The organism is Stenotrophomonas sp. YJH_SMC_106-19 (genome assembly GCF_059368375.1).
In genome coordinates this window covers 86,073-105,946 of the sequence record NZ_JCAFRQ010000001.1, presented here as the reverse complement: position 1 = coordinate 105,946, position 19,874 = coordinate 86,073, and the positions used below count along the sequence as shown (strand labels likewise).

General features: G+C 66.9%; 16 protein-coding genes. 6 read left to right on the top strand and 10 right to left on the bottom strand.

Going from position 1 to position 19,874, the window contains the following annotated elements; translation table 11 throughout:
- The first annotated feature begins 81 nt into the window (after positions 1-81).
- The 5 genes from AC5P5M_RS00390 to AC5P5M_RS00370 all read left to right on the top strand — a co-directional run bounded on the left by AC5P5M_RS00390 (position 82) and on the right by AC5P5M_RS00370 (position 7,384).
- Positions 82-885 (top strand): TlpA disulfide reductase family protein, encoded by an 804-nt coding sequence (locus AC5P5M_RS00390; RefSeq protein WP_053517677.1) that lies wholly within the window; start codon positions 82-84, stop codon positions 883-885.
- A gap of 30 nt (positions 886-915) precedes the next feature.
- On the top strand, positions 916-1,758 hold the full coding sequence (dsbG, locus tag AC5P5M_RS00385) for a thiol:disulfide interchange protein DsbG (RefSeq protein ID WP_180876965.1): 843 nt from the start codon (positions 916-918) through the stop codon (positions 1,756-1,758).
- A 459-nt stretch (positions 1,759-2,217) separates the two neighbouring features.
- Positions 2,218-3,645, top strand: a complete 1,428-nt coding sequence (locus AC5P5M_RS00380) for a DcaP family trimeric outer membrane transporter (RefSeq protein WP_495205450.1) — start codon at positions 2,218-2,220, stop codon at positions 3,643-3,645.
- A gap of 77 nt (positions 3,646-3,722) precedes the next feature.
- Positions 3,723-5,075, top strand: a complete 1,353-nt coding sequence (gene adiC, locus AC5P5M_RS00375; RefSeq protein ID WP_053517667.1) for an arginine/agmatine antiporter — start codon at positions 3,723-3,725, stop codon at positions 5,073-5,075.
- Positions 5,076-5,095: 20 nt separating this feature from the next.
- A complete protein-coding gene (locus AC5P5M_RS00370) occupies positions 5,096-7,384 on the top strand; it encodes an Orn/Lys/Arg family decarboxylase (protein ID WP_065175308.1) in 2,289 nt (762 codons plus the stop codon).
- A gap of 126 nt (positions 7,385-7,510) precedes the next feature.
- Here AC5P5M_RS00370 and AC5P5M_RS00365 read toward each other — a convergent pair whose 3' ends face one another.
- The 8 genes from AC5P5M_RS00365 to AC5P5M_RS00330 form a co-directional block, all read right to left on the bottom strand.
- Positions 7,511-8,224 (bottom strand): TonB family protein, encoded by a 714-nt coding sequence (locus tag AC5P5M_RS00365; protein WP_414487352.1) that lies wholly within the window; start codon positions 8,222-8,224, stop codon positions 7,511-7,513.
- Positions 8,217-8,993: a ChaN family lipoprotein gene (locus AC5P5M_RS00360; RefSeq protein ID WP_414487353.1), complete on the bottom strand. Its 777-nt coding sequence runs from the start codon at positions 8,991-8,993 to the stop codon at positions 8,217-8,219. Before AC5P5M_RS00360 ends, AC5P5M_RS00365 begins: the two co-directional genes overlap by 8 nt.
- Positions 8,994-9,003: 10 nt before the next feature.
- Complete coding sequence (locus AC5P5M_RS00355; RefSeq protein WP_495205449.1) at positions 9,004-11,475, bottom strand: TonB-dependent receptor; 2,472 nt, start codon at positions 11,473-11,475, stop codon at positions 9,004-9,006.
- Positions 11,476-11,539: 64 nt separating this feature from the next.
- Complete coding sequence (locus tag AC5P5M_RS00350; RefSeq protein WP_414487355.1) at positions 11,540-12,466, bottom strand: FecR family protein; 927 nt, start codon at positions 12,464-12,466, stop codon at positions 11,540-11,542.
- Positions 12,463-12,972, bottom strand: a complete 510-nt coding sequence (locus AC5P5M_RS00345) for an RNA polymerase sigma factor (protein ID WP_053517659.1) — start codon at positions 12,970-12,972, stop codon at positions 12,463-12,465. The genes AC5P5M_RS00350 and AC5P5M_RS00345 overlap by 4 nt, the downstream gene beginning before the upstream one ends.
- A 134-nt stretch (positions 12,973-13,106) precedes the next feature.
- The gene (locus AC5P5M_RS00340; RefSeq protein WP_053517658.1) at positions 13,107-13,331 is read right to left on the bottom strand and encodes a hypothetical protein; all 225 of its coding nucleotides are present in this window, start codon (positions 13,329-13,331) and stop codon (positions 13,107-13,109) included.
- A complete protein-coding gene (locus AC5P5M_RS00335) occupies positions 13,328-14,029 on the bottom strand; it encodes a glutamine amidotransferase (protein ID WP_065175301.1) in 702 nt (233 codons plus the stop codon). Before AC5P5M_RS00335 ends, AC5P5M_RS00340 begins: the two co-directional genes overlap by 4 nt.
- A complete protein-coding gene (locus AC5P5M_RS00330) occupies positions 14,026-14,799 on the bottom strand; it encodes a YggS family pyridoxal phosphate-dependent enzyme (RefSeq protein WP_414487356.1) in 774 nt (257 codons plus the stop codon). Before AC5P5M_RS00330 ends, AC5P5M_RS00335 begins: the two co-directional genes overlap by 4 nt.
- A gap of 76 nt (positions 14,800-14,875) precedes the next feature.
- On the opposite strand from AC5P5M_RS00330, the gene ptsJ reads away from it, so the two are divergent.
- Entirely contained in the window at positions 14,876-16,159 is a 1,284-nt protein-coding gene (ptsJ, locus tag AC5P5M_RS00325) for a MocR-like B6 salvage transcription factor PtsJ (RefSeq protein ID WP_346480730.1), read from the top strand.
- A 14-nt stretch (positions 16,160-16,173) separates the two neighbouring features.
- Here the strand turns inward: ptsJ and AC5P5M_RS00320 are convergent, their stop codons facing one another.
- Both AC5P5M_RS00320 and AC5P5M_RS00315 read right to left on the bottom strand, forming a co-directional pair.
- Complete coding sequence (locus AC5P5M_RS00320) at positions 16,174-16,680, bottom strand: hypothetical protein (RefSeq protein WP_053517653.1); 507 nt, start codon at positions 16,678-16,680, stop codon at positions 16,174-16,176.
- Positions 16,681-16,761: 81 nt separating this feature from the next.
- Entirely contained in the window at positions 16,762-19,872 is a 3,111-nt protein-coding gene (locus tag AC5P5M_RS00315) for an error-prone DNA polymerase (protein ID WP_495205448.1), read from the bottom strand.
- Between the last annotated feature and the right edge of the window lie 2 nt (positions 19,873-19,874).

Sequence of the window (19,874 nt, the reverse complement as noted above, 5' to 3'; positions counted from 1 at the left end):
ATTGACGGTCGGTCGTCGCGCTTGCATCGCAGGCGCGACGCTTCGACCATGCGGTCAGTCGATCGTTGAGTGGGTGGAATGATGTCCAGCGTTGGGCCGGTGCCGATGCCGGTCGTTCTGATTCTGATCTGTGTACTGATTGCGATGACGATCGCCCGGCTCTGGCCCGGTCGCCGTGCGCAGGGACCGCAGCCTTCGGCGGCCGGCATGGTGCTGGATATGCTGCTGGTGGGGCTGCTGTGTGGCCGCATCAGCTTCGTCGCCGTCAATGCGGCGCTGTATCGCGACTCGCCATGGAGCGTTCTGCAGATCACCGATGGCGGATACCACCTGGTCGTCGTGCTGATGGCTGCGTTGGCGTGGGGATTGTGGCGGCTGCGTGGACATCCCGCGCTGCGCCGGCCGGTACTGGCAGCAGCGCTGGCAGGTACGCTGCTGTGGGGCGCAGCCACTCACGGCGTGTCCGGGTGGCAGGCGCGGCATATGCCGCTGCCCAGGCTGGAGGTGATGGACCTGCAGGGCCGTGTCATCGATCTGCAGCAGTTCCGCGGGAAACCCGTGGTCGTGAATCTATGGGCAACGTGGTGTGGTCCGTGCCGACGTGAAATGCCCGTGCTGGCAGCCGCGCAGGACGCACATGACGATGTGCGGTTCGTGTTCCTCAATCAGGGAGAAAGTCTGGACGAGGTCCAGGGTTTCATTGCCGGCGAACGCCTGCAGCTGCGCAACGTGCTGCTGGATGACGACGCTGCCGCATCTGCGGCGCTCGGGGTGCAGGCGTATCCTTCCACCCTGTTCTTCGATGCTGAAGGACGCCTGCAGGAGCTGCATCTGGGTGAACTGACCATGGCAGGGCTTGAACACAAACTGCGCCGGCTGCGGTAGCCTGCGCTGGCATCCCACTATGGAGTTCCCATGTCGTTGATTTCCCTGCGCACCGTTCCTGCGGTGCTGTTGCTGCCGGCCCTGCTGGCCTTGGCCGCCTGCAGCCAGGCGCAGACGCCACCGGGCAAGGCAGGAGCTGCGCCGGCAGCCGGTGCGCCGGCCTCCGCTGCCAAGGGGGATCGCCCGGCGGTCCTGAAAGGCATCGAGAAGCATGGTTTCGAGGTCGTCGCCGAGTTCGACGCACCGGGTGGGCTGCGCGGCTTTGCCGGCGTGGTCGGTGGCCAGCAGCCTGCCGCCGCTTACGTGACCGCGGACGGCAAGCACGTGGTGGTAGGCAGTCTGTTCGATGCCGAGGGTAACGATATCGCCGCTGATGCAGTGGAAAAGCTGGTGGCCGCGCCGATGTCGGCCAAGATGTGGAGCAAGCTGGACGCCAGTGCATGGGTGCGGGATGGCAAGGCCGACGCACCGCGCGTGGTCTACACATTCAGTGATGCCAACTGCCCGTACTGCCACAAGTTCTGGGAGGCGGCACGCCCATGGGTGGATGCCGGCAAGGTGCAGCTGCGTCATGTGATGGTCGGTGTGATCCGCGAGGACAGCCCGGCCAAGGCGGCCGCGATTCTGGCCGCACGCGACCCCAGCGCGGCGCTGCTGGAGAACGAGCGCCAGTTCGACCGCGGTGGCATCAAGCCGCTGCCGAACATCAGCCGCGAGATCGCGGGGAAGCTGGATGCCAACCAGGTCCTGATGATCGAGATGGGCTTCCAGGGTACGCCGGGCATCCTGTTCCAGGATGCGCAGGGCCAGGTGCAGCGTCGCTCCGGTCTTCCACAGGGTGCCGATCTGCAGACGGTGCTGGGTCCACGCTGAAAAGCGATCCTGCATGCAGGGTGTCATCGACAGGCCCGTACGGAAACGTGCGGGCCTGCTGCGTTTGCATGGCCACGACGACGTGAACGGCTGCGCAGTGCTTGTTCGCCGTCACGTCTGAATCGTGACTGAGATCAAGCATCGTGCCTTGATTCCAATCAAGGCCAAAAACGACGTGCGCACTAGCCTGTGACGCATGAAATACAGCGATATCGCTTCTGCACTGCTGCACACGCAGGGCTCTACCCAGAGCATGCCTGCATCGCAATTCACGACACTCTCACTCTGCGCTTGCTACCCAGACTGCTCCGGTCGCTGCCTCATCGGCGGTGCGAACCTGCCGGCGACCGTCTGTCTTAATCGCAGTATCCGTATTTCCAGCAACGGCGGAGCGAAGCCAGGACGGCGCACGCGTGCGGTCCGGCATCGCGTGGCGAGTGTTCGTGCACGGGGGATGCAATGCGCATGGCAGTACTGAGTCTTGCCTGCCTGGCCGCGCTGGCCGCTGCGCCGCTGCAGGCGCAGGCGGTTGCCGACGACGACGCGCAGGCGCTGCGCCGTGAGATTGCGGCGATGCGACAGGCCCTGGAAGGCATGCAGCAACGCCTGGACCAGCTCGAGCGGCATGATGCGGGCGTCGTGCCTGCTACGGCTACGCCCGTGTCCCCAGCTCCGGCGACGACGGCCGCCACATTGCAGCCCACCCGCGTGCCCGGCGTGGCGCAACCGGTGCTGCCGGCGCGCGAATCAGTGGCGGACCCGTCGACGGCCGCCTCGCGTCCAGACAATGCTGCCAGCCCCACCGACGCGGATCTGAAAGGCTTCTTCGCCATCCCCGGAACCGACACGGTCATCCGCATCGGCGGCTATGCCAAGCTCGATGCCATCGCCGACTCGCGCCGGGCGGGGGACGAGGACCAGTTCATCCCTTCATCGATGCCGGTAGGGGACAGCCATCGCGATGTTTCCAACTTCAACATCCACGCCAAGCAGACGCGGTTCAGCTTCGAGGCGCGCCGGCCGACCACGCATGGCAACCTGCGCTTCTATCTGGAGAATGATTTCTTCGGCAGCAGCGATGGATACCAGTTCCGCCTGCGCCACGCCTATGGGCAGCTTGGCAATACCTATGCCGGTTATGGCTACTCCAGCTTCATGGATGCCGACAGCCTGCCCGATACGCTGGATTTCGCAGGCCCGGGAGGCGCTGGCTACCTGCTGGTGGCCGGCATCCACCACAGTTTCGCGCTGGGCAAGGGAAGCACGCTGACGATCGCCGCCGAAGACCCGGAGACGGAACTGGCCGGGGCCAGCGAGACGCTGGCGGCGGTGAACCGGCTGCCGGATGTCACGGTAACCGCGCGCATGGAGCGCGATTGGGGCCACCTGCAGATGGGTGCGGTGGCCCGCAGTCTGGCCTATGACGGCCAGGACCAGCGCGACCGGCGCATCGCCGGCGGCCTGCAGCTCAGCGGTTCTGCTTCCGTGGGCGCGCGCGACCTGCTGCTGTTCGGCGTGCTGGGCGGCCGCGGCCTGAGCCGCTACACCGCTGATCTGACCGGCTCCGGCCTGGATGCCGTGGTGGATGCGGACGGTCGCCTGGAGGCACTGGATCTGCACGGCGGCTTCGTCGGTTATACCCATTACTGGTCCGATCTGTGGCGCTCGAATCTGATTTTCGGACAGCTCACGCTGGAGCGGAACGCCGCTCTTGCCAGTGACGCGTTCCGGCAAAGCCGTTACGGCGTCTTCAACCTGATCTGGAGCCCGGCGCCCTCGTGGACGATGGGCATGGAGCTGCTTTACGGCCGCCTGCAGCAGCAGGACGGTGCACGCGGCGACACAGTAAGAGTGCAGGGCAGCCTGCAGTACAACTTCATCAAATAGGCCCCAGCGGCAGCACGCCAGCGCAGCCAACCCCCATGCCCGGCGCAACCGGGCTGATGCCGGTACAGGAGATTGTCATGGCAGAAGCAAAGAAGATCGGTGTGGTGGGAGCCACCTTCCTCGTCGCAGGCAACATGATGGGCTCAGGCGTATTCCTCTTGCCCTCCAGCCTGGCCAAGATCGGTACTGCCTCGATCTGGGGCTGGCTGATCACCACGGCGGGTGCGCTGCTGTTGGCGTTCGTGTTCGCCAAACTGGGCAAGCTGGCCCCGAAGGCCGGCGGCCCCTATGCCTATGCGCGCGACTGGTTCGGCCCCTACATGGGCTTCCAGACCAATACCATTTACTGGTTCGCCAACTGGATCGGCAATGTCGCCATCCCGATCGCGGCGGTGGGTTACTTCAGCTACTTCTTCCCGATCCTGTCCGAGCCGCTGGTGCGCTGCATCGCGGTCCTGGTGCTGGTGTGGGCGCTGAGTTTCGCCAACGTGATCGGTCCGGCCTTCGTCAGCCGCGTGCAGACCGTCACCACCAGCTTCGCGCTGGTGCCGATCCTGGGCATCGCCATCTTCGGCTGGTTCTTCTTCGATGCCGACATCTTCAAAGGGGCCTACAACGTCTCCGGTGAATCCAACTTCGGTGCGATCTCCAGTGCAGCCGCACTGACGCTGTGGGCGTTCATCGGCGTGGAGTCGGCGTCGGTGACCGCCGGCGTGGTCGAGAACCCTGAGAAGAATGTCGCGCGCGCCACGCTGGCCGGCGTGTTCCTTGCGGCCATCGCCTACATCGCCAGTTCGTCGGTGATCATGGGCATGGTCCCCAACGGTGAACTGCAGACTTCGGACGCGCCGTTCGCCTTGGCGGCGGCCAAGGCCGTGGGGGGGTGGGGCGGTGCGCTGGTCAGCCTGTGCGCGTTCATCGGTGCGGCCGGCTCGCTCGGTGGCTGGATCCTGCTGACCGCACAGAGCGCGAAGGCCGCATCGGATGATGGCCTGTTCCCGAGCATCTTCAGCAAAACCAACAAGGATGACGTGCCGGTCAAGGGCGTGCTGATCGTAGCGGTGCTGATGACGCTGGCCGTGCTGGTCACTTCCACCTCGGAAACGGCATCCGCGCAGTTCGATGTGATCACCTCGGCCGCGGTGGTGCTGACCCTGCTGCCCTACATCTATTCCTGCGTGGCCTGCTACTTCGTGGTCGAACGCTCGCACACCCTGGTGCATACCGGCGCGTTCTGGACCTTGACCAGCCTCACCGTCGTGTACTGCCTGTGGGCGATCTATGGCTCGTCGGGAACGATCGTGCAGTACGCCTTCCTGTTCGTCCTGTTCATCACCGTGTTCTATCCCTTCTTCAGCGAGGAGCGCCGCCAGCAGCGGCAGCGTGCCCGCGAGGCGGCGGCGATTTCTGCCGGCGCGCAGCATTCCTGATTCGGACAAGGAGAAACAACGTGTATTTCAAGTCATTGGACTATCCGGTCATAGTCATCGACGGTGATTACGACTCACCACGCATCGGCGGCATCCTGATCCGCGCTCTGGTGGAAGAGCTGCGCAGCAACGACCAGCGCGTGCTGTGCGGGTTGAACCTGGATGATGCCCGTGCAGGAGCACGCACCTATGTTGCGGCGTCAGCCGTGCTGATATCGATCGATGGAAGCGAGGAAGTCGATGGCGAGTTCCAGCGCCTGACCGCGTTCCTGCGCGAGCAGAGCGCGCGCCGCGCGAACCTGCCGGTCTTCCTGTATGGCGAGCGCCGTACCATCGAGAAGGTACCGAGCAAGCTGCTCAAGTACATCCACGGCTTCATCTTCCTGTTCGAGGACACCAAGAACTTCATCTCCCGGCAGGTGATGCGGGCCGCTGAAGACTACATGCAGCACCTGCTGCCGCCGTTCTTCAAGGCACTGATCCATCATGCCGCCGAGTCGAACTACTCCTGGCATACGCCCGGCCACGCCGGTGGCGTGGCCTTCACCAAATCGCCGGTTGGCCGAGCATTCCACCAGTTCTATGGCGAGAACACGCTGCGCAGCGATCTGTCGATCTCGGTGCCGGAGCTGGGATCGCTGCTGGACCACACCGGGCCGATCAAGGACGCCGAGAACGAAGCGGCCCGCAACTTCGGCGCCGACCATACGTTCTTCGTGACCAATGGCACCTCCACGGCCAACAAGATCGTATGGCACGGCACGGTGGCGCGGGGCGATGTGGTGTTCGTCGACCGCAACTGCCACAAGTCGCTCCTGCATGCGCTGATCATGACGGGCGCGGTACCCGTGTACTTCACGCCCAGCCGCAACGCGCACGGCATCATCGGCCCGATCAGCCTGGACCAGTTCACTCCGGAATCGCTGCAGCAGCGCATCGCCGCGAACCCGCTGGCGAGCAAGGCATACACGGCGGGCTCCAAGCCGCGTATCGCAGTGGTCACCAACTCCACCTACGATGGCCTGTGCTACAACGCCGAGAAGATCGCCGACGAGATCGGCAGTGCGGTGGACTTTCTGCACTTCGATGAAGCCTGGTATGCCTACGCCGCATTCCATCCTTTCTACGAGAACCACTACGGCATGGCCAAGGGCAAGCCGCGCGAGCAGGATGCGATCATCTTCACCACGCACTCCACCCATAAGCTGCTTGCCGCGTTCTCGCAGGCCTCGATGATCCATGTGCGCAACTCGGCACAGCGCAATCTGGATGCCGAGCGTTTCAACGAATCGTTCATGATGCACACCTCCACCAGCCCGCACTACGGCGTGATCGCTGCCTGTGATGTCGCGTCGAAGATGATGGAAGGCGAGGCCGGTCGCTCGCTGGTGCAGGAGATGCACGACGAGGCGATCGCATTCCGGCGCGCCATGCTGCATGTGCGCGACGATCTCGGCCGTGATGATTGGTGGTTCAGCGTGTGGCAGCCGACCAAGGTCGAGCGCAGCCTTGACAAGGGCGACACGCCGGCGCCGATGGTGGCCAAGCGGGAGGAGTGGTACCTGCAGCCGGATGGGCACTGGCATGGTTTCGAGAATCTGGTGGACGACTATGTACTGATCGATCCCATCAAGGTGACCCTGCTGACCCCCGGCCTGTCGATGGATGGCGGAATGGGCCGGCTGGGCATTCCAGCGGCGGTGCTGAGCAAGTTCCTGTGGGGTCGTGGCATCACTGTGGAGAAGACCAACCTCTACTCGGTGCTGTTCCTGTTCTCGATGGGGATCACCAAGGGCAAGTGGAGCACGCTGGTCACCGAGCTGATGGCGTTCAAGGAGCTGTATGACCGCAACGCCCCCCTGAGCCAGGCGCTGCCGACGCTGGCGGCGGACTATCCCGTTGCCTACGCCGGCTGGGGACTGCGCGACCTCTGCGATGCGCTGCACGCCTTCAACCAGGAGTTCGCAGTGGCCCGGGTGATGCGCGAGATGTACGTGGACCTGCCGACGCCGGTGATGACCCCGGCCGATGCCTACAACCATCTGGTGAAGGGGGAAATCGAACGGGTGGACATCGAACAGCTCAGTGGCCGCATCGCGGCGACCATGCTGGTGCCGTACCCGCCCGGCATTCCCACCATCATGCCGGGCGAGCGCTTCGGTGCCAGCGATGAGCCCATCATCGAGTCGCTGCGCATCGCACGCGAGCAGAATGCGCGCTTCCCGGGCTTCGAGTCGGACGTGCACGGACTGATCATCGAGCACGACGGCGAGACCGTTTCGTACAAGGTGGAAGTGCTGAAGGCCTGAGCTACTCCGTGGTCCTCCGCACGCGTCGCGGTGCGGAGGACTGCCGGGCGGCGAACCCGGTGCACGGGCACGCCGATTCCGCTGCTGCGTCATGCTGTTGGAGATCGAAGCGTAAGCGTACAGCGCCTAGCGCAGGTAGTACTCCACGGGCACCACCAGTTCCTGCGGTGCCTTCATTTCGTCGGGAATGCGTGGCAGCGGCTGTGCGCGGCGGAAGGTCTGCAGCGCCGCGTTATCGAGCAGGGACTGGCCGCTGGACTGCTCCAGGCGCAGCGCCAGAAGGCGTCCGTCGCGGTCGATGCTGGCGCGGACCCAGCTGGTGCCCTGCTGGCGCCGCGATCTAGCGCTGGAGGGGTAGTAGCGGTATCGCTCCAGTCGTGCCATCAGCCGCGCTTCCCACTGGTCGCTGGCAGCGCCGGCCTGGACGTCCGCGGGTGGAGCGTCTGGAGCAGGCGGCGCGGCCGAGATCGATGCCGGTGCAGGACGGGCATCGGCCGTGGGCGCAGGTGGGGCGACCCGCGTGGGTTGCCGGCCGGCGCCGGCGATCTCGCTGGCGGCCAGTTCGCCTTCACGCGCGTGGGTCGGCGCGGGTGGCGGCGGCGATTTCCGTGGCTGCGCGGCGCGCGCCTGTTGCGCCTGGCTGGGCTGTTCGGCCTGGCGTTCCTCCACAGGCTGTGGCGGTGCAGCCGGCGCAAGCAGGCGCAGGCTGATGCGCACATCCTGCTCTGGCGGCGGCAGCGTAGGCGGGGCTGCCACCCAGTGCACGAGCAGCAGCAGCGGCAGCAGGTGGATACCGACGGTGATCGCCATTGCCTGCCAGTGTTGCCTGCGTTCACTCATCTGCGATCACCCACAGCAGGTCGGCGTCGCTGGCGTCGATGGCTTCTTCCGCCGATGCCAGAGCGACCACCAGCGCAGGCGTGGATGCGGGCAGATAGCCCGGTACGCCGGTGCCGCGCAGCACATGCCAGCGGCCGGCAACCAGCAGCGCGGGTGTCTGTGCGGCCGCCAGTACCTGCGCCATACGCGAATCGCGGGCCTGCTGAACGGCCAGCATGCCTTCCAGCAGCGGTGCGGCGTCGGCGTGCTGGGCCAGCACTACGTTCGACAGGCGGTGGCGTGCGCCAGGCACGGGGAAGCGCGCCGGTGCCGACGAAGCGAGCAGCGCGTCGACCTCCGCACGCGAGAGGTTGCCACCGTGCAGGGCGATGCCTGCAGCGGCGGCATCCTGCACCAGTCCGCCATAGGCCGACCACGGCCAACGGGGGTCCCAGCCCAGCAGTTCCTGCAGGTGTTGCCCGTCGGCACGGTTGCCCTTGTCCAGCCAGCGCTGCACGCGCTGCAGGCGGGGCTGGCGTTCACTGCCGATCATCTCCAGGACCAGCGCACCCTGTGGTCGCTGCTGGTGCAGGGCCTGCAACAGCCAGCGTTCGGCGGCATGGTCGGTGGCGACGTCATGGCGTTCCCCCAGCAACAGGTGCCGGGCGGCGGCGACGCGCTGCACAAACGCCGCTTCCTGCAACGGCCGGCCGCTGGCCAGGTCGATCACCGTGCCGGGCATCGACTGGGCCTGCCCGGTCGCCAGCACGGCAAGCAGGCACAGCGGCAACCAGCGTCGGCTAGAACGCCACGTTGACGCCCATCGAGACGGTGCGGCCGCGGCCGTTGCCGCGGTCCAGGATCGGGCTGAAGATGCTGTCGATCGAGGCATTGTTGTCATAGGCTTTGTTTTGCAGGTTTTCGATGTTCAGCCATACGGTGGTGCTGGCCTGTGGCTTGAAGCTGGCGTAGAAGTCCAGCAGCACACCCGTGCCGCGGGTCTTGCGGGTCTGGAAGGAGTCGTAGCCTTCCTCAGTGGGGCCGGAGTATTCGGCGCGCACGCCGGCCTGCACGCGCTGCTGCCACCAGCGACCGCCGACGTCCAGCGTCCAGTAGCGGTCGGGAAGCGTGGTGATGTCTTCCAGGTTGACGAACTCGATGGTGGGCGCGCTGGTGTGTGATCGTGTCCAGCTCAGCGTCGCGTGATAGTGCTCGCTGGCGTAGTGGGCCTCCAGCTCGATGCCACGCATGCGCACCACGCCCGGGTCGTTCATCCAGCGGGTGGTGACGCTGAAGTCGTCCACATCCAGCGCATCGGTCCAGGCCGAAAGCTGCGGGTCGCTGTCGATCGGTACCACGACGGGCTCGATTTCCGGTGGATGCACGATCAGCAGGTACTGCGGCTTGATGTAGTCGCGAATGCGGTTGTCGAAGCGGGTTACCCGCAACTGGGCCAGGTCGCCGTCGCGCAGCAGCGAGTCGGTGCTGAGATTGGCGCCGAACTGCAGGTTGCGCGAGCGTTCGCGGCGCAGGAATGGATTGGCGCCTACGCCATCGGCATCGCTCATGCCTTCCAGCGGAATCTTCTCGAAGAACATCTCCTGCACGCGTGGCGGCCGCGATGTTCGCGAGGCCTCGGCGTACAGCTGCAGCCAGTCGGTTGCCTGCAACGAAACCGAGAGGCTGGGACTGAGTGCATGTTGGCGGCGGCGGATGTCGATGCCCCCGCCGTTGATCCGGGTGCACTGGCCCGGCACATCCGAACAGGCCGGGATGTGCCCGCGGATGCCGTAGCGATCCTGGCGCAGCCCGGTGGTCAGTGCGTAGATGCCGTACTGCAGTTCGAGCGTACTGAACACGCTGTCCAGCTGGCTGCGCCCCTGCGGGTTGGCGCCGCGCAGGGTGGGCGTATCAGCAACGAAAATGTCCGACTGGTGCTTGAGGCCTGTGTTCCAGCGTGCCTGCAACGAGCCGATCTCGAAGCGGCTGGTGTTGTCGATGTTCCAGCTGCTCAGGCTGCTGTGGGTACGCCGGCCGATGTAGCTGGACACTTCCACCGGCGGATAGAACAGCCGCGTCTTGTTGGCGGCGAAGCTGGCGCGCAGATCGATCCAGGGCGTGTAGGGCGTGTAGTGATAGCTGGCGCGCTGGTTGCGTGCCGAAATCTGCCACGGGTAGTTGTGATAGAAGTCGTTCTCGTAGCGCATGTGGCTCAGGTCCAGCCGGTGCAGCTCACTGGGTTGCAGGCGGGCCTTGAGCAGCCAGCTTCTGGGGTGCTGGCTGCCCGGGTCGGCGCTGTTCTTCTGCCCGTTGGCGGTCGCGTACTCGCTGCTGCGGCTGCTGCTGGCCGCCGCAAGCAGGCCGAACTGGCGGTCACCGCCTTCCTCGCTGTGGCGCCAGGCGCCGGCGAAGGTGCGGCCAGTGCCATAGCCGTTGTCGCCGTGCCGGTAGCCGGCGCGCAGGCCCCAGTCGCGGCTCTCACCCAGCAGGTCATCGATATCCAGCGTGCGGAAGTTGGCGGTACCGGCCAGGGTGCCAGCGCCATCGCCGCCAGCGACGGCACCGCGCTGCACATCCACCCCGGCCAGCAGGAATGGATCGACATAGGCGAACGGGCCCCCGGAGCCGTGCCCGGCGTTGTTGCGGAAGGTCTGGGTGACACCGTCGATCATCGTGTTGACGCGGCCGGCGCCGGTCATGCCACGGATGTTGACCTGGAGGCCGGGCTGGCTGCGCGAGTGGAAGCTGTGCGTGCCGGGCATCGAGCGCAGCAGGCTGTTGCCCTCCTGGCGTTCGGCCATCGCCACGCGTTCGCTGCCAACGGCTGGCGCGAAGCCATCGCGGGTGGCGGGGACGTACTGGCTGGCGCCGGTGCCGGGCGCATGGCCCTGCGCAGGAGTGCCCTGCACGCGCAACGGACCGGTGCGGCGGCTGCCATCGCTGGACTCGGCAGGCGCCGGCTCGAGGGTGGCACGCCTTGCATCGATGAAGCGGGGCCGCAGGCCGGTGCCGGCCAACAATTGTGACAGCGCCTGCCTGTCGTCGAAGTTGCCGCGCAGCGCGGGCGCCATCTGGCGCTGGGGCAGCGCGCCACCGATCACCAGATCGATGCCGGTGAGCCGGCTGTAGGCATCCAGTGCGCCGGCCAGCGGCTGTGCAGGCAGGTCGTAGTGGCGGGTTGCGGTCTGTGCCTGGGCATGGCCGGACAGGAATGGAACCGGGCTGGCGCAGGCCAGCGACAAGGCCAGGACAAGGGGGCGGTGGGACAGCATCGAGGTCTCCAGGGAGTGACGCAGAGCGTCGTCAGCCTGGGAAGACGCACGGGCAGGGACGATGTCAGGGTGCATGGCCGGTGCCGTGCGTTGATGACAGCCACAGCTGCAGTCCGGGACCGATGCGCAGCACGCGGACCTGCAATTGCCGGGCGAGCTGGTCGCGGGTGCCGGTGGCGCCGGTGGCATTGCCCAGCACGGTGACCCGCTGCTGGCGCAGGCGCGCGCCCATGATCCAGGTGTGCCCACCGTCCCAGCGGTCCAGGCCCCGGGCGACATCCTCCAATGGTGCCGATACCCAGTGCAGGCGCCGCTCGCGCCAGGCGAGCACGCCTGCCGGTGCGGCCGACGGGGTGCCGGGTGTCTGGCCATCGAAGCGCAGTTGTTCGCCCTGGCTTGCCTCTCCGCTGCCGCTGCCGCTGTCCACCCGCACCTGGTGTTCGGTGACGGTCACCACGCTGCTGCCGTTCTGCACGGCGACATCGAATGCGGTGCCCAGCGCGGTGACCCTGCCATGCGGCGTGCGCACCTGGAACGGCCGGTCGGCATCGGCGGCAACCTGGAACCAGGCCTGTCCCTTCTTGAGCTGCAGCTGCCGGCGCTGCCCGTCGATGCGGACGCGCACCTCGCTGCCCGGAGAAAGCACGACGCGCGAACCGTCCTGCAAGGGTGTCTCGCGGATCTCGCCGACGGTGGTGCGCAGCACCAGTTCTGGCGGCGGTGCGTCCTGGCGGAGCGACAGGCCCAGCACGCACAGCAGCAGGGCGCCGATGCCCACCTCGCGCAGGGCGCGCCGGCGGTGACGCTGCTGCTGGCGTTGCAGGCTGGGCAGGCCGGCACCGGCCTGCCACAGCTGCTGCAGGTGCAGGTACTGTGCTGCATGGCGCGGGTCTGCCTGATACCAGTGGGCGAACGCGCGCTCGTCGCGCGTACCGTCATGGCCGTCGAGCCACCAGCGTGCGGCTTCGCGTGCGATCGTGTCCTGGCTCATGGGCCGGGCACCTGTTGCAGTGCGACCAGCGCGCGCAGCAGGTGTCCATGCACGGTCTGCCGGCTGATGCCGAGCTGGCGACCGATTTCGGCCAAGGCCATCTGTTCGACCCGGGCCAGCAGGAACACCTGCCGCGAGCGCGGCGGCAGGGCGGCGATGATCGCGTCAAGGTGACGCAGTTGTTCGAGATCGAGCAGGCGTTGTTCCGGCAGGGGCGCCGGATCGGCGAGGGTGGTCAGAGATGCTTCGTCCAGCGGGTCTTCCCGGCGGCGCTGGCGTTGCCGGTAATGGTCGGCGATCAGGTTGTGGGCGACGCGGTACAGGTAGGCGCGGCCATTGCTGAGCAGGCCACTGGCGGCGACCTTGACGACACGCAGCCAGGTCTCCTGGACGACGTCATCGGCATCGCTGCGTTGCGGGAGTTTGCGGCGGACGTGGGCGTGCAGCGGCCGGTAATGGGCGGCGCACAGATGCGCGACATCCGTCGGTTCGACAGGCGTGGACACGGGGCGGGCTACAACTGGGAAAGGGAACAGCCCGCGGCGGCAAGGGCAGCGCCTGCACCTTACAGTAAAAGAGAATCATTTGCATCCATGGCGCCGGTGCATCGAAGGCAAGCGGGCCGGCAGCGCGCTCTGCGTCAGAGGTCGCGGTACTGGATCTGTGCAGCGAGCACACGCAGGCCTTCGGCATTGCTGGACAGGATGCGTTCCTCGCCAATGCCCTTCTGGCGTTGCAGCTGGAATCCCGCTGCGTTGGGCAGGTGCGCGGCGATGGTCTCCAGGCGTTGCAGCGCATCTGCCCCTTGGCAGTCGAAATGACCCCAGTAGGCGCCGTGACGGTGGACCAGCAGGCGATAGTTCATCGTGCGTTCTCCGGTAGTTCCTGCAGCCAGTGGTTGAACATCGCAGTCGCGGCTGCGGCCAGCGGGGCGCCATAGCGGCGTGCCTGCGCGCGCAGATCGTTCGGGTCGATGCCCGCCTGGGCCAGCTCGAGCGTGTGGCCGATCAGCCAGCGTTCGAACTGCCGCGCGTCCAGTTCCGGGTGGCACTGCAGGGCCAGTGCATGCTTCCCGATGGAAAAGGCCTGGTGGCGGCAGGCGGGTGTGCTGGCAAGACGGTGCGCACCGTCCGGGAGTTCGAAGGCTTCGCCATGCCAATGCAGCACAGGAATGCCCTGCAATGCCAGCAGGGGAGAACGCTGGCCCTCGTCGGTCAGCAGCAGTGGCGCGAATCCGATTTCCTTGCCTCCGCTGGGCGCCACCTCCGCCCCCAGCGCACGTGCCATCAGCTGCGCACCCAGGCAGATGCCGAGGGTCGGCCGCTGCAGGTGCAGGCGCCGTTGCAATAGCGCGATGCTGTCAGCCAGGAAGGGGTAGAGCAGGCCATCGTTGACGCTGACCGGGCCTCCCAGTACGACCAGCAGATCAGCCGCTTCGGCCGCGTCAAGCGCATCGATGCCGGCCTGCAGCACGTGCAGCTGCCAGCCCTGGGCCAACAGCAGCGGCTGCAGCGTGCCGAGGTCTTCGAAGGCGATGTGTTGCAGGACGACTGCGTGCTTCATGCGGCCCCTCCACGGGTGGGCCAGTAGGCGCTGTCCGGTGTCGCGCGTGCTCCGAAGATGGCCTGGCCGACGCGGACCACGGTGGCGCCCTCCTCGATGGCGACCTCGAAGTCGCCGGACATGCCCATCGACAGCTGCGACAGGTCGATGCCGGTCGGCGCGCTGCGCTGCAGCTGGTCGCGCAGCGTGCGCAGGCGGACGAAGCAGGCGCGTACGCGTTCCACCTCCGGAGTGAAGATGGCCAGGGTCATCAATCCGCGTACGCGCAGGCGGTCGAACATGGGCAGCTGCTGCACGAAAGCGTCGACGGCGCCGGGCTCCAGGCCGTACTTGCTGGGTTCGGCGGAGGTGTTGACCTGCACGAACACGTCCAGAGTGCGGTCCTCCAGCAGCAGGCGCTGCTGCAGCGCTTCGGCCACGCGCAGGCTGTCCAGCGCCTGGAATTCACTGGCGAAGCGCGCCACATGGCGGGCCTTGTTGGTCTGCAGGTGGCCGATCACCGACCAGTGCACGCCAAGGTCGGCCATCGACTCGGCCTTGCGCTGTGCCTCCTGCACCTTGTTCTCACCCAGCTCATGGCAGCCGGCAGCCACGGCCATGCGGATGCGCGCCTCATCCACGGTCTTGCTGACCGGCAGCAGGCGCACGCTCTGCGGGTCGCGGCCCGCGCGGGCACAGGCCCGCGCGATGCGCTGGCGCACCGTGAGCAGGTTGCGGGCGATCTGTTCGACGGACCGGGCGACAGGCCAGTCGGCGGCGGCAAGGGGCATGCGTGCACCTCCAATGCAGGGTGGCCAGGGTGAGATACACTGGCACAGGACAAGATTTATTTTGGCATAGGACAAAATGAAAATCACCGGGCACAGTGCCGAATCGATCTTCGACAGCATCCGCGAGGGCATCGGCGACGGGCGGCTGACCGCGGGCAGCGTGCTGCCGCCGGTACGCGAACTGGCCGAGCGGCTGGGCGTCAACCGCAACACGGTGGCGGCCGCGTACAAGCGGCTGGACGCGGCGGGCCTGGCCAGTACGGGGGGGCGGCGCGGTACCACGGTGCGTGGCGTGCCGGCCCCCGTCGCGCGCGAAGGCAGTCCGCCGGGGCTGGCGCTGCACGATCTGGCAGGTGGCAATCCGGACCCACGGCTGTTGCCGAGCCTGCGCCTGGCACCGGCGCCACCTCGGCTGTATGGCGTGGGTACGGTCGACCCGCGCATGCAGCGGTTGGCACGTGCGTCGCTGGATGCCGATTGTCCGCAGGGCTATGCCTTGGAGCTGAGCCACGGTGCCGTCGATGGCATCGAACGCCTGCTGGCTGCCTGGCTGCTGCCCGGCGACCGCATCGCTGTAGAGGATCCCTGCTTCCTTGGCAGCCTCAACGTGCTCAATGCCGCTGGCCACACGCCGCTGCCCGTGGCGGTGGACACGCATGGGATGCAGGTGGCGTCGCTGCGGCGGGCGCTGGAGGCTGGCGCACGCGCGGTACTGCTGACGCCGCGCGCACACAATCCTACCGGCGCCAGCCTGGATGCGAAGCGGGCGCGGGCACTGCGCCAGCTGCTGGCCGGCTACCCGCAGGTGGCGGTGCTGATCGACGATCATTACGCGTTGCTCTCGCAGCAGGCCTACCACTCGGTGCTGCCCGTCGATGGCCGGCGCTGGGCACTGCTGCGCTCGCTGTCCAAGCCGTTGGGCCCGGATCTGCGCCTGGCGTGGCTGGCCTGCGATGAGGAAACCGCAGTACGGCTGCGCCTGCGGCTGGCAGCGGGAACCGGCTGGGTCAGCCACCTGCTGCAGGACGCGGCGGTCTCGGTGCTGGAATCAGCCCCGCAGCGGGCGAAGATCGCATCGGCCGGCGTGCGTTACCAGCAGCGGTTGCAGTCGCTGCAGATGCTGCTGCAGGCGCGGGGCGTGCAGCAGGCCGTGCCGATGGAGGGGTTGAACCTGTGGTTGCCGCTGCCGGATGACAGCCGCCCGCAGGTACTGGCGCTGGCCGCCCGCGGCTGGCATGTGCGTGCCGGCGAAGTGTTCGCGGTTTCCGCCCCCGGCCATGGCCTGCGCATCACCTGTGCGGCGCTGGGAACACCGCAGCAGCGACAGCTGGCCGATGACCTGGCGGCCGTGCTGGGATGATGAACCCGCGTCCTTCAGGGCGCGGCACTGACGCCGGGGCGCACGTAGTAGGACTGCCCGCTGTCATCCACGAACATCAACTCCGGCTTGCCCTGCCAGGAGGTGAGCATCGCGCCGGTGTTGTTCTGGTGTTTGACCATCAGGCTGGCGCCGCGGTCGGGGTTGGCGACCACCTTGAACACTTCGGTGGTGCCGGCTGCATCGTCAAGCGTCAGCAGGGCTTCACCACCGTGGTCGGTCGTGCCGTAGCCGCCGCGTTCGGAGCCGTCCGGACCCAGCAGAACCAGGCCGGACAGGGCGCTGGCACGTGTTCCCTGCACCTGGCCGCGACTGCGCGGGTCGGGCACCGGGGCGCCCAGGATCACCCGCGCCTGACCGGCGCCATCGTGGATGACCAGGCCCCGGGCTTCGATCACCCGCTGCGGCGATTGGCTGCGATGCAGGCTCCAGGCAGTCCAGCCGGAAACGAGCAGGGCGAGGGTGGAGACCAGCAGCGTGGTCAGCGTGAGTGCACGGGGCATCGGATCGTCCTTCCTTGGATGTGCCGACGATAACGGAAGCGGGCCGCTCATGACCAGTTCGCTGTGTGACGCGGTGTGTCCTCAGTGGAAGTCGCGGCTTCGGCTGCGCAGGCCCTGCAGCAGCTCATCCAGGCAGTGCATGCGTTGCACGATCACATGCTGCACGCCATCGACACGCTCCAGTCGGCCGTCGATCTGCATCAGCTGGGTATCGACCAGTACACGGTGCTGCCGGTCGGCCAGGTGCCGCCAGACCACGGCATTGACCATGCCGGTTTCATCTTCCAGGGTAAGGAAGGTGACGCCGCTGGCGGTCTGGGGACGCTGGCGCATGCGTACCAGCCCGGCGATGCGTACGCGGCGGCCATGGCCGTGGCCGGCCAGTTGTGCGGCGTCGAGGCAGCCGCGGCTGCGCAGCTGCGTGCGCAGGAATGACATGGGATGGCGACCCAGGGTAGTGCCGATGCTGCGGTAGTCGGCCTGCATGTCTTCCCACGCACTGGGCAACGGCAATGGCACGCGTGCTTCAGCGGTGGTGCGGGCCTGATCGAACAGCGGCAGGCGGTTTTCCACGCCGGAGACATCCCAGCGCGCACGATGACGATGCCCGCTGAGGCCGCGCAGCGCGCCGGCATCGGCCAGCAGGCCCTGATGGCGCCGGTCCAGGACGGTGCGCTGGCACAGATCGCCGACATCGTCGAATGGCCGTCGCGCGCGTTCGCGCATGATGGCCTGTGCCACCTGTTCGTTGCAGCCATCGACCAGGCGCAGGCCCAGCCGGATCGCCGCGGGACCCCTGCTGAAATCCAGCGTGCAGTCCCAGTCGCTGTGGCGCACGTCCACCGGCAGCACGATGATGCCGTGCCGGCGCGCATCCTGCAGCAGCTGGTCGGGGCTGTAGAACCCCAGTGGCTGGCTGTTGATCAGGCTGGCGGTGAACGCGGCCGGATGATGGCACTTCAGCCAGCAGCTGTTATAGGTCAGCAGGGCGAAGCTGGCGGCGTGGCTTTCCGGGAAGCCGTAATCGCCGAAGCCCTTGATCTGCTCGAACAGGTGCTCGCCGTATTCGCGACTGAAGCCGTTCTCCAGCATGCCGGCCAACAGCTTCTCGCGATGCGGCTCCAGCCCGCCGCGGCGCTTCCAGGCCGCCATCGAACGGCGCAGGGCATCGGCCTCGCCCGGGGTATAACCGGCCGCATCCACCGCCAGCTGCATCACCTGTTCCTGGAACAATGGCACGCCCAGCGTACGTGCGAACACGCGTTCCAGCCGCAGTGGGTAGAGCGGATTGTGTGGATCGTTCAGTGCATCAGGGCCGTGTTCGCGCAGGATCCGCCGCCGCTCCAGATAGGGATGCACCATGTCGCCCTGGATCGGACCGGGCCGCACGATCGCGACTTCGATCACCAGGTCATAGAACGTGCGCGGCTGCATGCGCGGCAGCATCGCCATCTGCGCGCGCGATTCGATCTGGAACACGCCGATGGTGTCGGCGGCGCAGATCATGTCGAAGGTCTTAGCATCCTTGGGCGGGATCGCATCCATGCGTCCTTCGTGCAGGCCATGCTGCTTCAGCATTGCCAGGCATTTGCGGATGGCGGTGAGCATGCCCAGCGCCAGGCAGTCGACCTTCATCAGGCCTGTGGCATCCAGATCGTCCTTGTCCCACTGGATGACGGTGCGGTCGGCCATCGCTGCGTTCTCCACCGGCACCAGCGTCGACAGCGGGTGTTCGGAAATCACGAAACCGCCCGGATGCTGCGACAGGTGGCGCGGAAAGTCGATCAGCTCGGCGGTCAATGACAGCAGTCGCCGCATCAGCGGCGTCTCCGGGTCGAAGCCGCGCTCGCGCAGGGTTTCCGGTAGCGGAATGTTGCCACCCCAATGGTCCATCGCCGCGCCCAGTTCATTGACCTGGTCCATCGGCAGTCCCAGCGCGCGGGCGACATCACGGATCGCACTGCGGCCGCGATAGCTGATCGCCACCGCCGTCAACGCGGCGCGTTCGCGGCCATAGCGCTTGAACACGTACTGCAGGACTTCCTCGCGCCGCTCATGCTCGAAATCGATATCGATATCCGGTGGTTCATTCCGCTCGGCGGAGATGAAGCGCTCGAACAGCAGGTTGCTGCGCGCGGGGTCGATCTCGGTCACGCCCAGTACGAAGCACACCGTTGAATTGGCAGCCGAGCCGCGGCCCTGGCAGAGGATGTCCTGGCTGCGGGCGAAGCGCACGATGTCGTGCACGGTGAGGAAGTAGGAGGCATAGTTCTTCTTCTTGATCAATGCCAGCTCGTGCTCGATCTGCCTGCGCTGTGGTTCCTGGATGCCCTCCGGCCAGCGCCAGGGAATCTTTTCTTCCACCAGCTCGCGCAACCAGCTGTCCGGGTCATGACCTTCCGGCACCAGTTCACGCGGGTAGGTGTACTTCAACTGGTCCAGGGTGAAGTGGCAGCGCTCGGCGATGCGCACGGTCTCGGCCAGCAGTGCAGGGGGGTACAACCGGGCCAGCGCGGTGCGCGGGCGCAGATGGCGTTCGCCATTGGGGAACAGGCGCCAGCCGGCTTCGGCCACGCTGCAGCGGTGACGGATCGCGGTCAGCGTGTCCTGCAGCGCGCGGCGGCGGCGCACATGCATGTGCACATCGCCGCTGGCGACCAGCGGCAGGCCGTGGCGTTCGCCGAACGCGTGCAGCTGCTGCAGGCGGCGCGCGTCGTCGTGCTCATGATGCAGTTCCACCGCCAGCCACAGGCGGTCCTTGAAGGCTGCGCGCAGCAGTGGCAGATCGGTGGCGGCGGGCTGCCGGTCCAGCCACAGGCACAACAGGCCGTCGGGCAGGCCGGACAGGTCATCGCGCAGGCAGCGGTACTCGCCCTTGCCGGCCCGCCGCCGGCAGGTGGTGATCAACTGGCACAACCCGGCGTAGGCAGCCTGGTCGGTGCACAGCAGCGCCAGCTTCGGGCCCTCTTCGACCTGGAACTCGGCACCGACGATGAGCGCCACGCCCTGTGTCTTCGCTGCCTGCCAGGCGCGCACGATGCCAGCCAGCGAACACTCGTCAGTGATCGCCAGCGCGCGGTAGCCCTGGCCGCGGGCACGTGCGAACAGTTCCTCGGCGGTGGAGGCACCGCGCTGGAAGCTGAAGGCCGACAGGCAGTGCAGTTCGGCATAGCCGGGCAGCTCATCGTGCATGG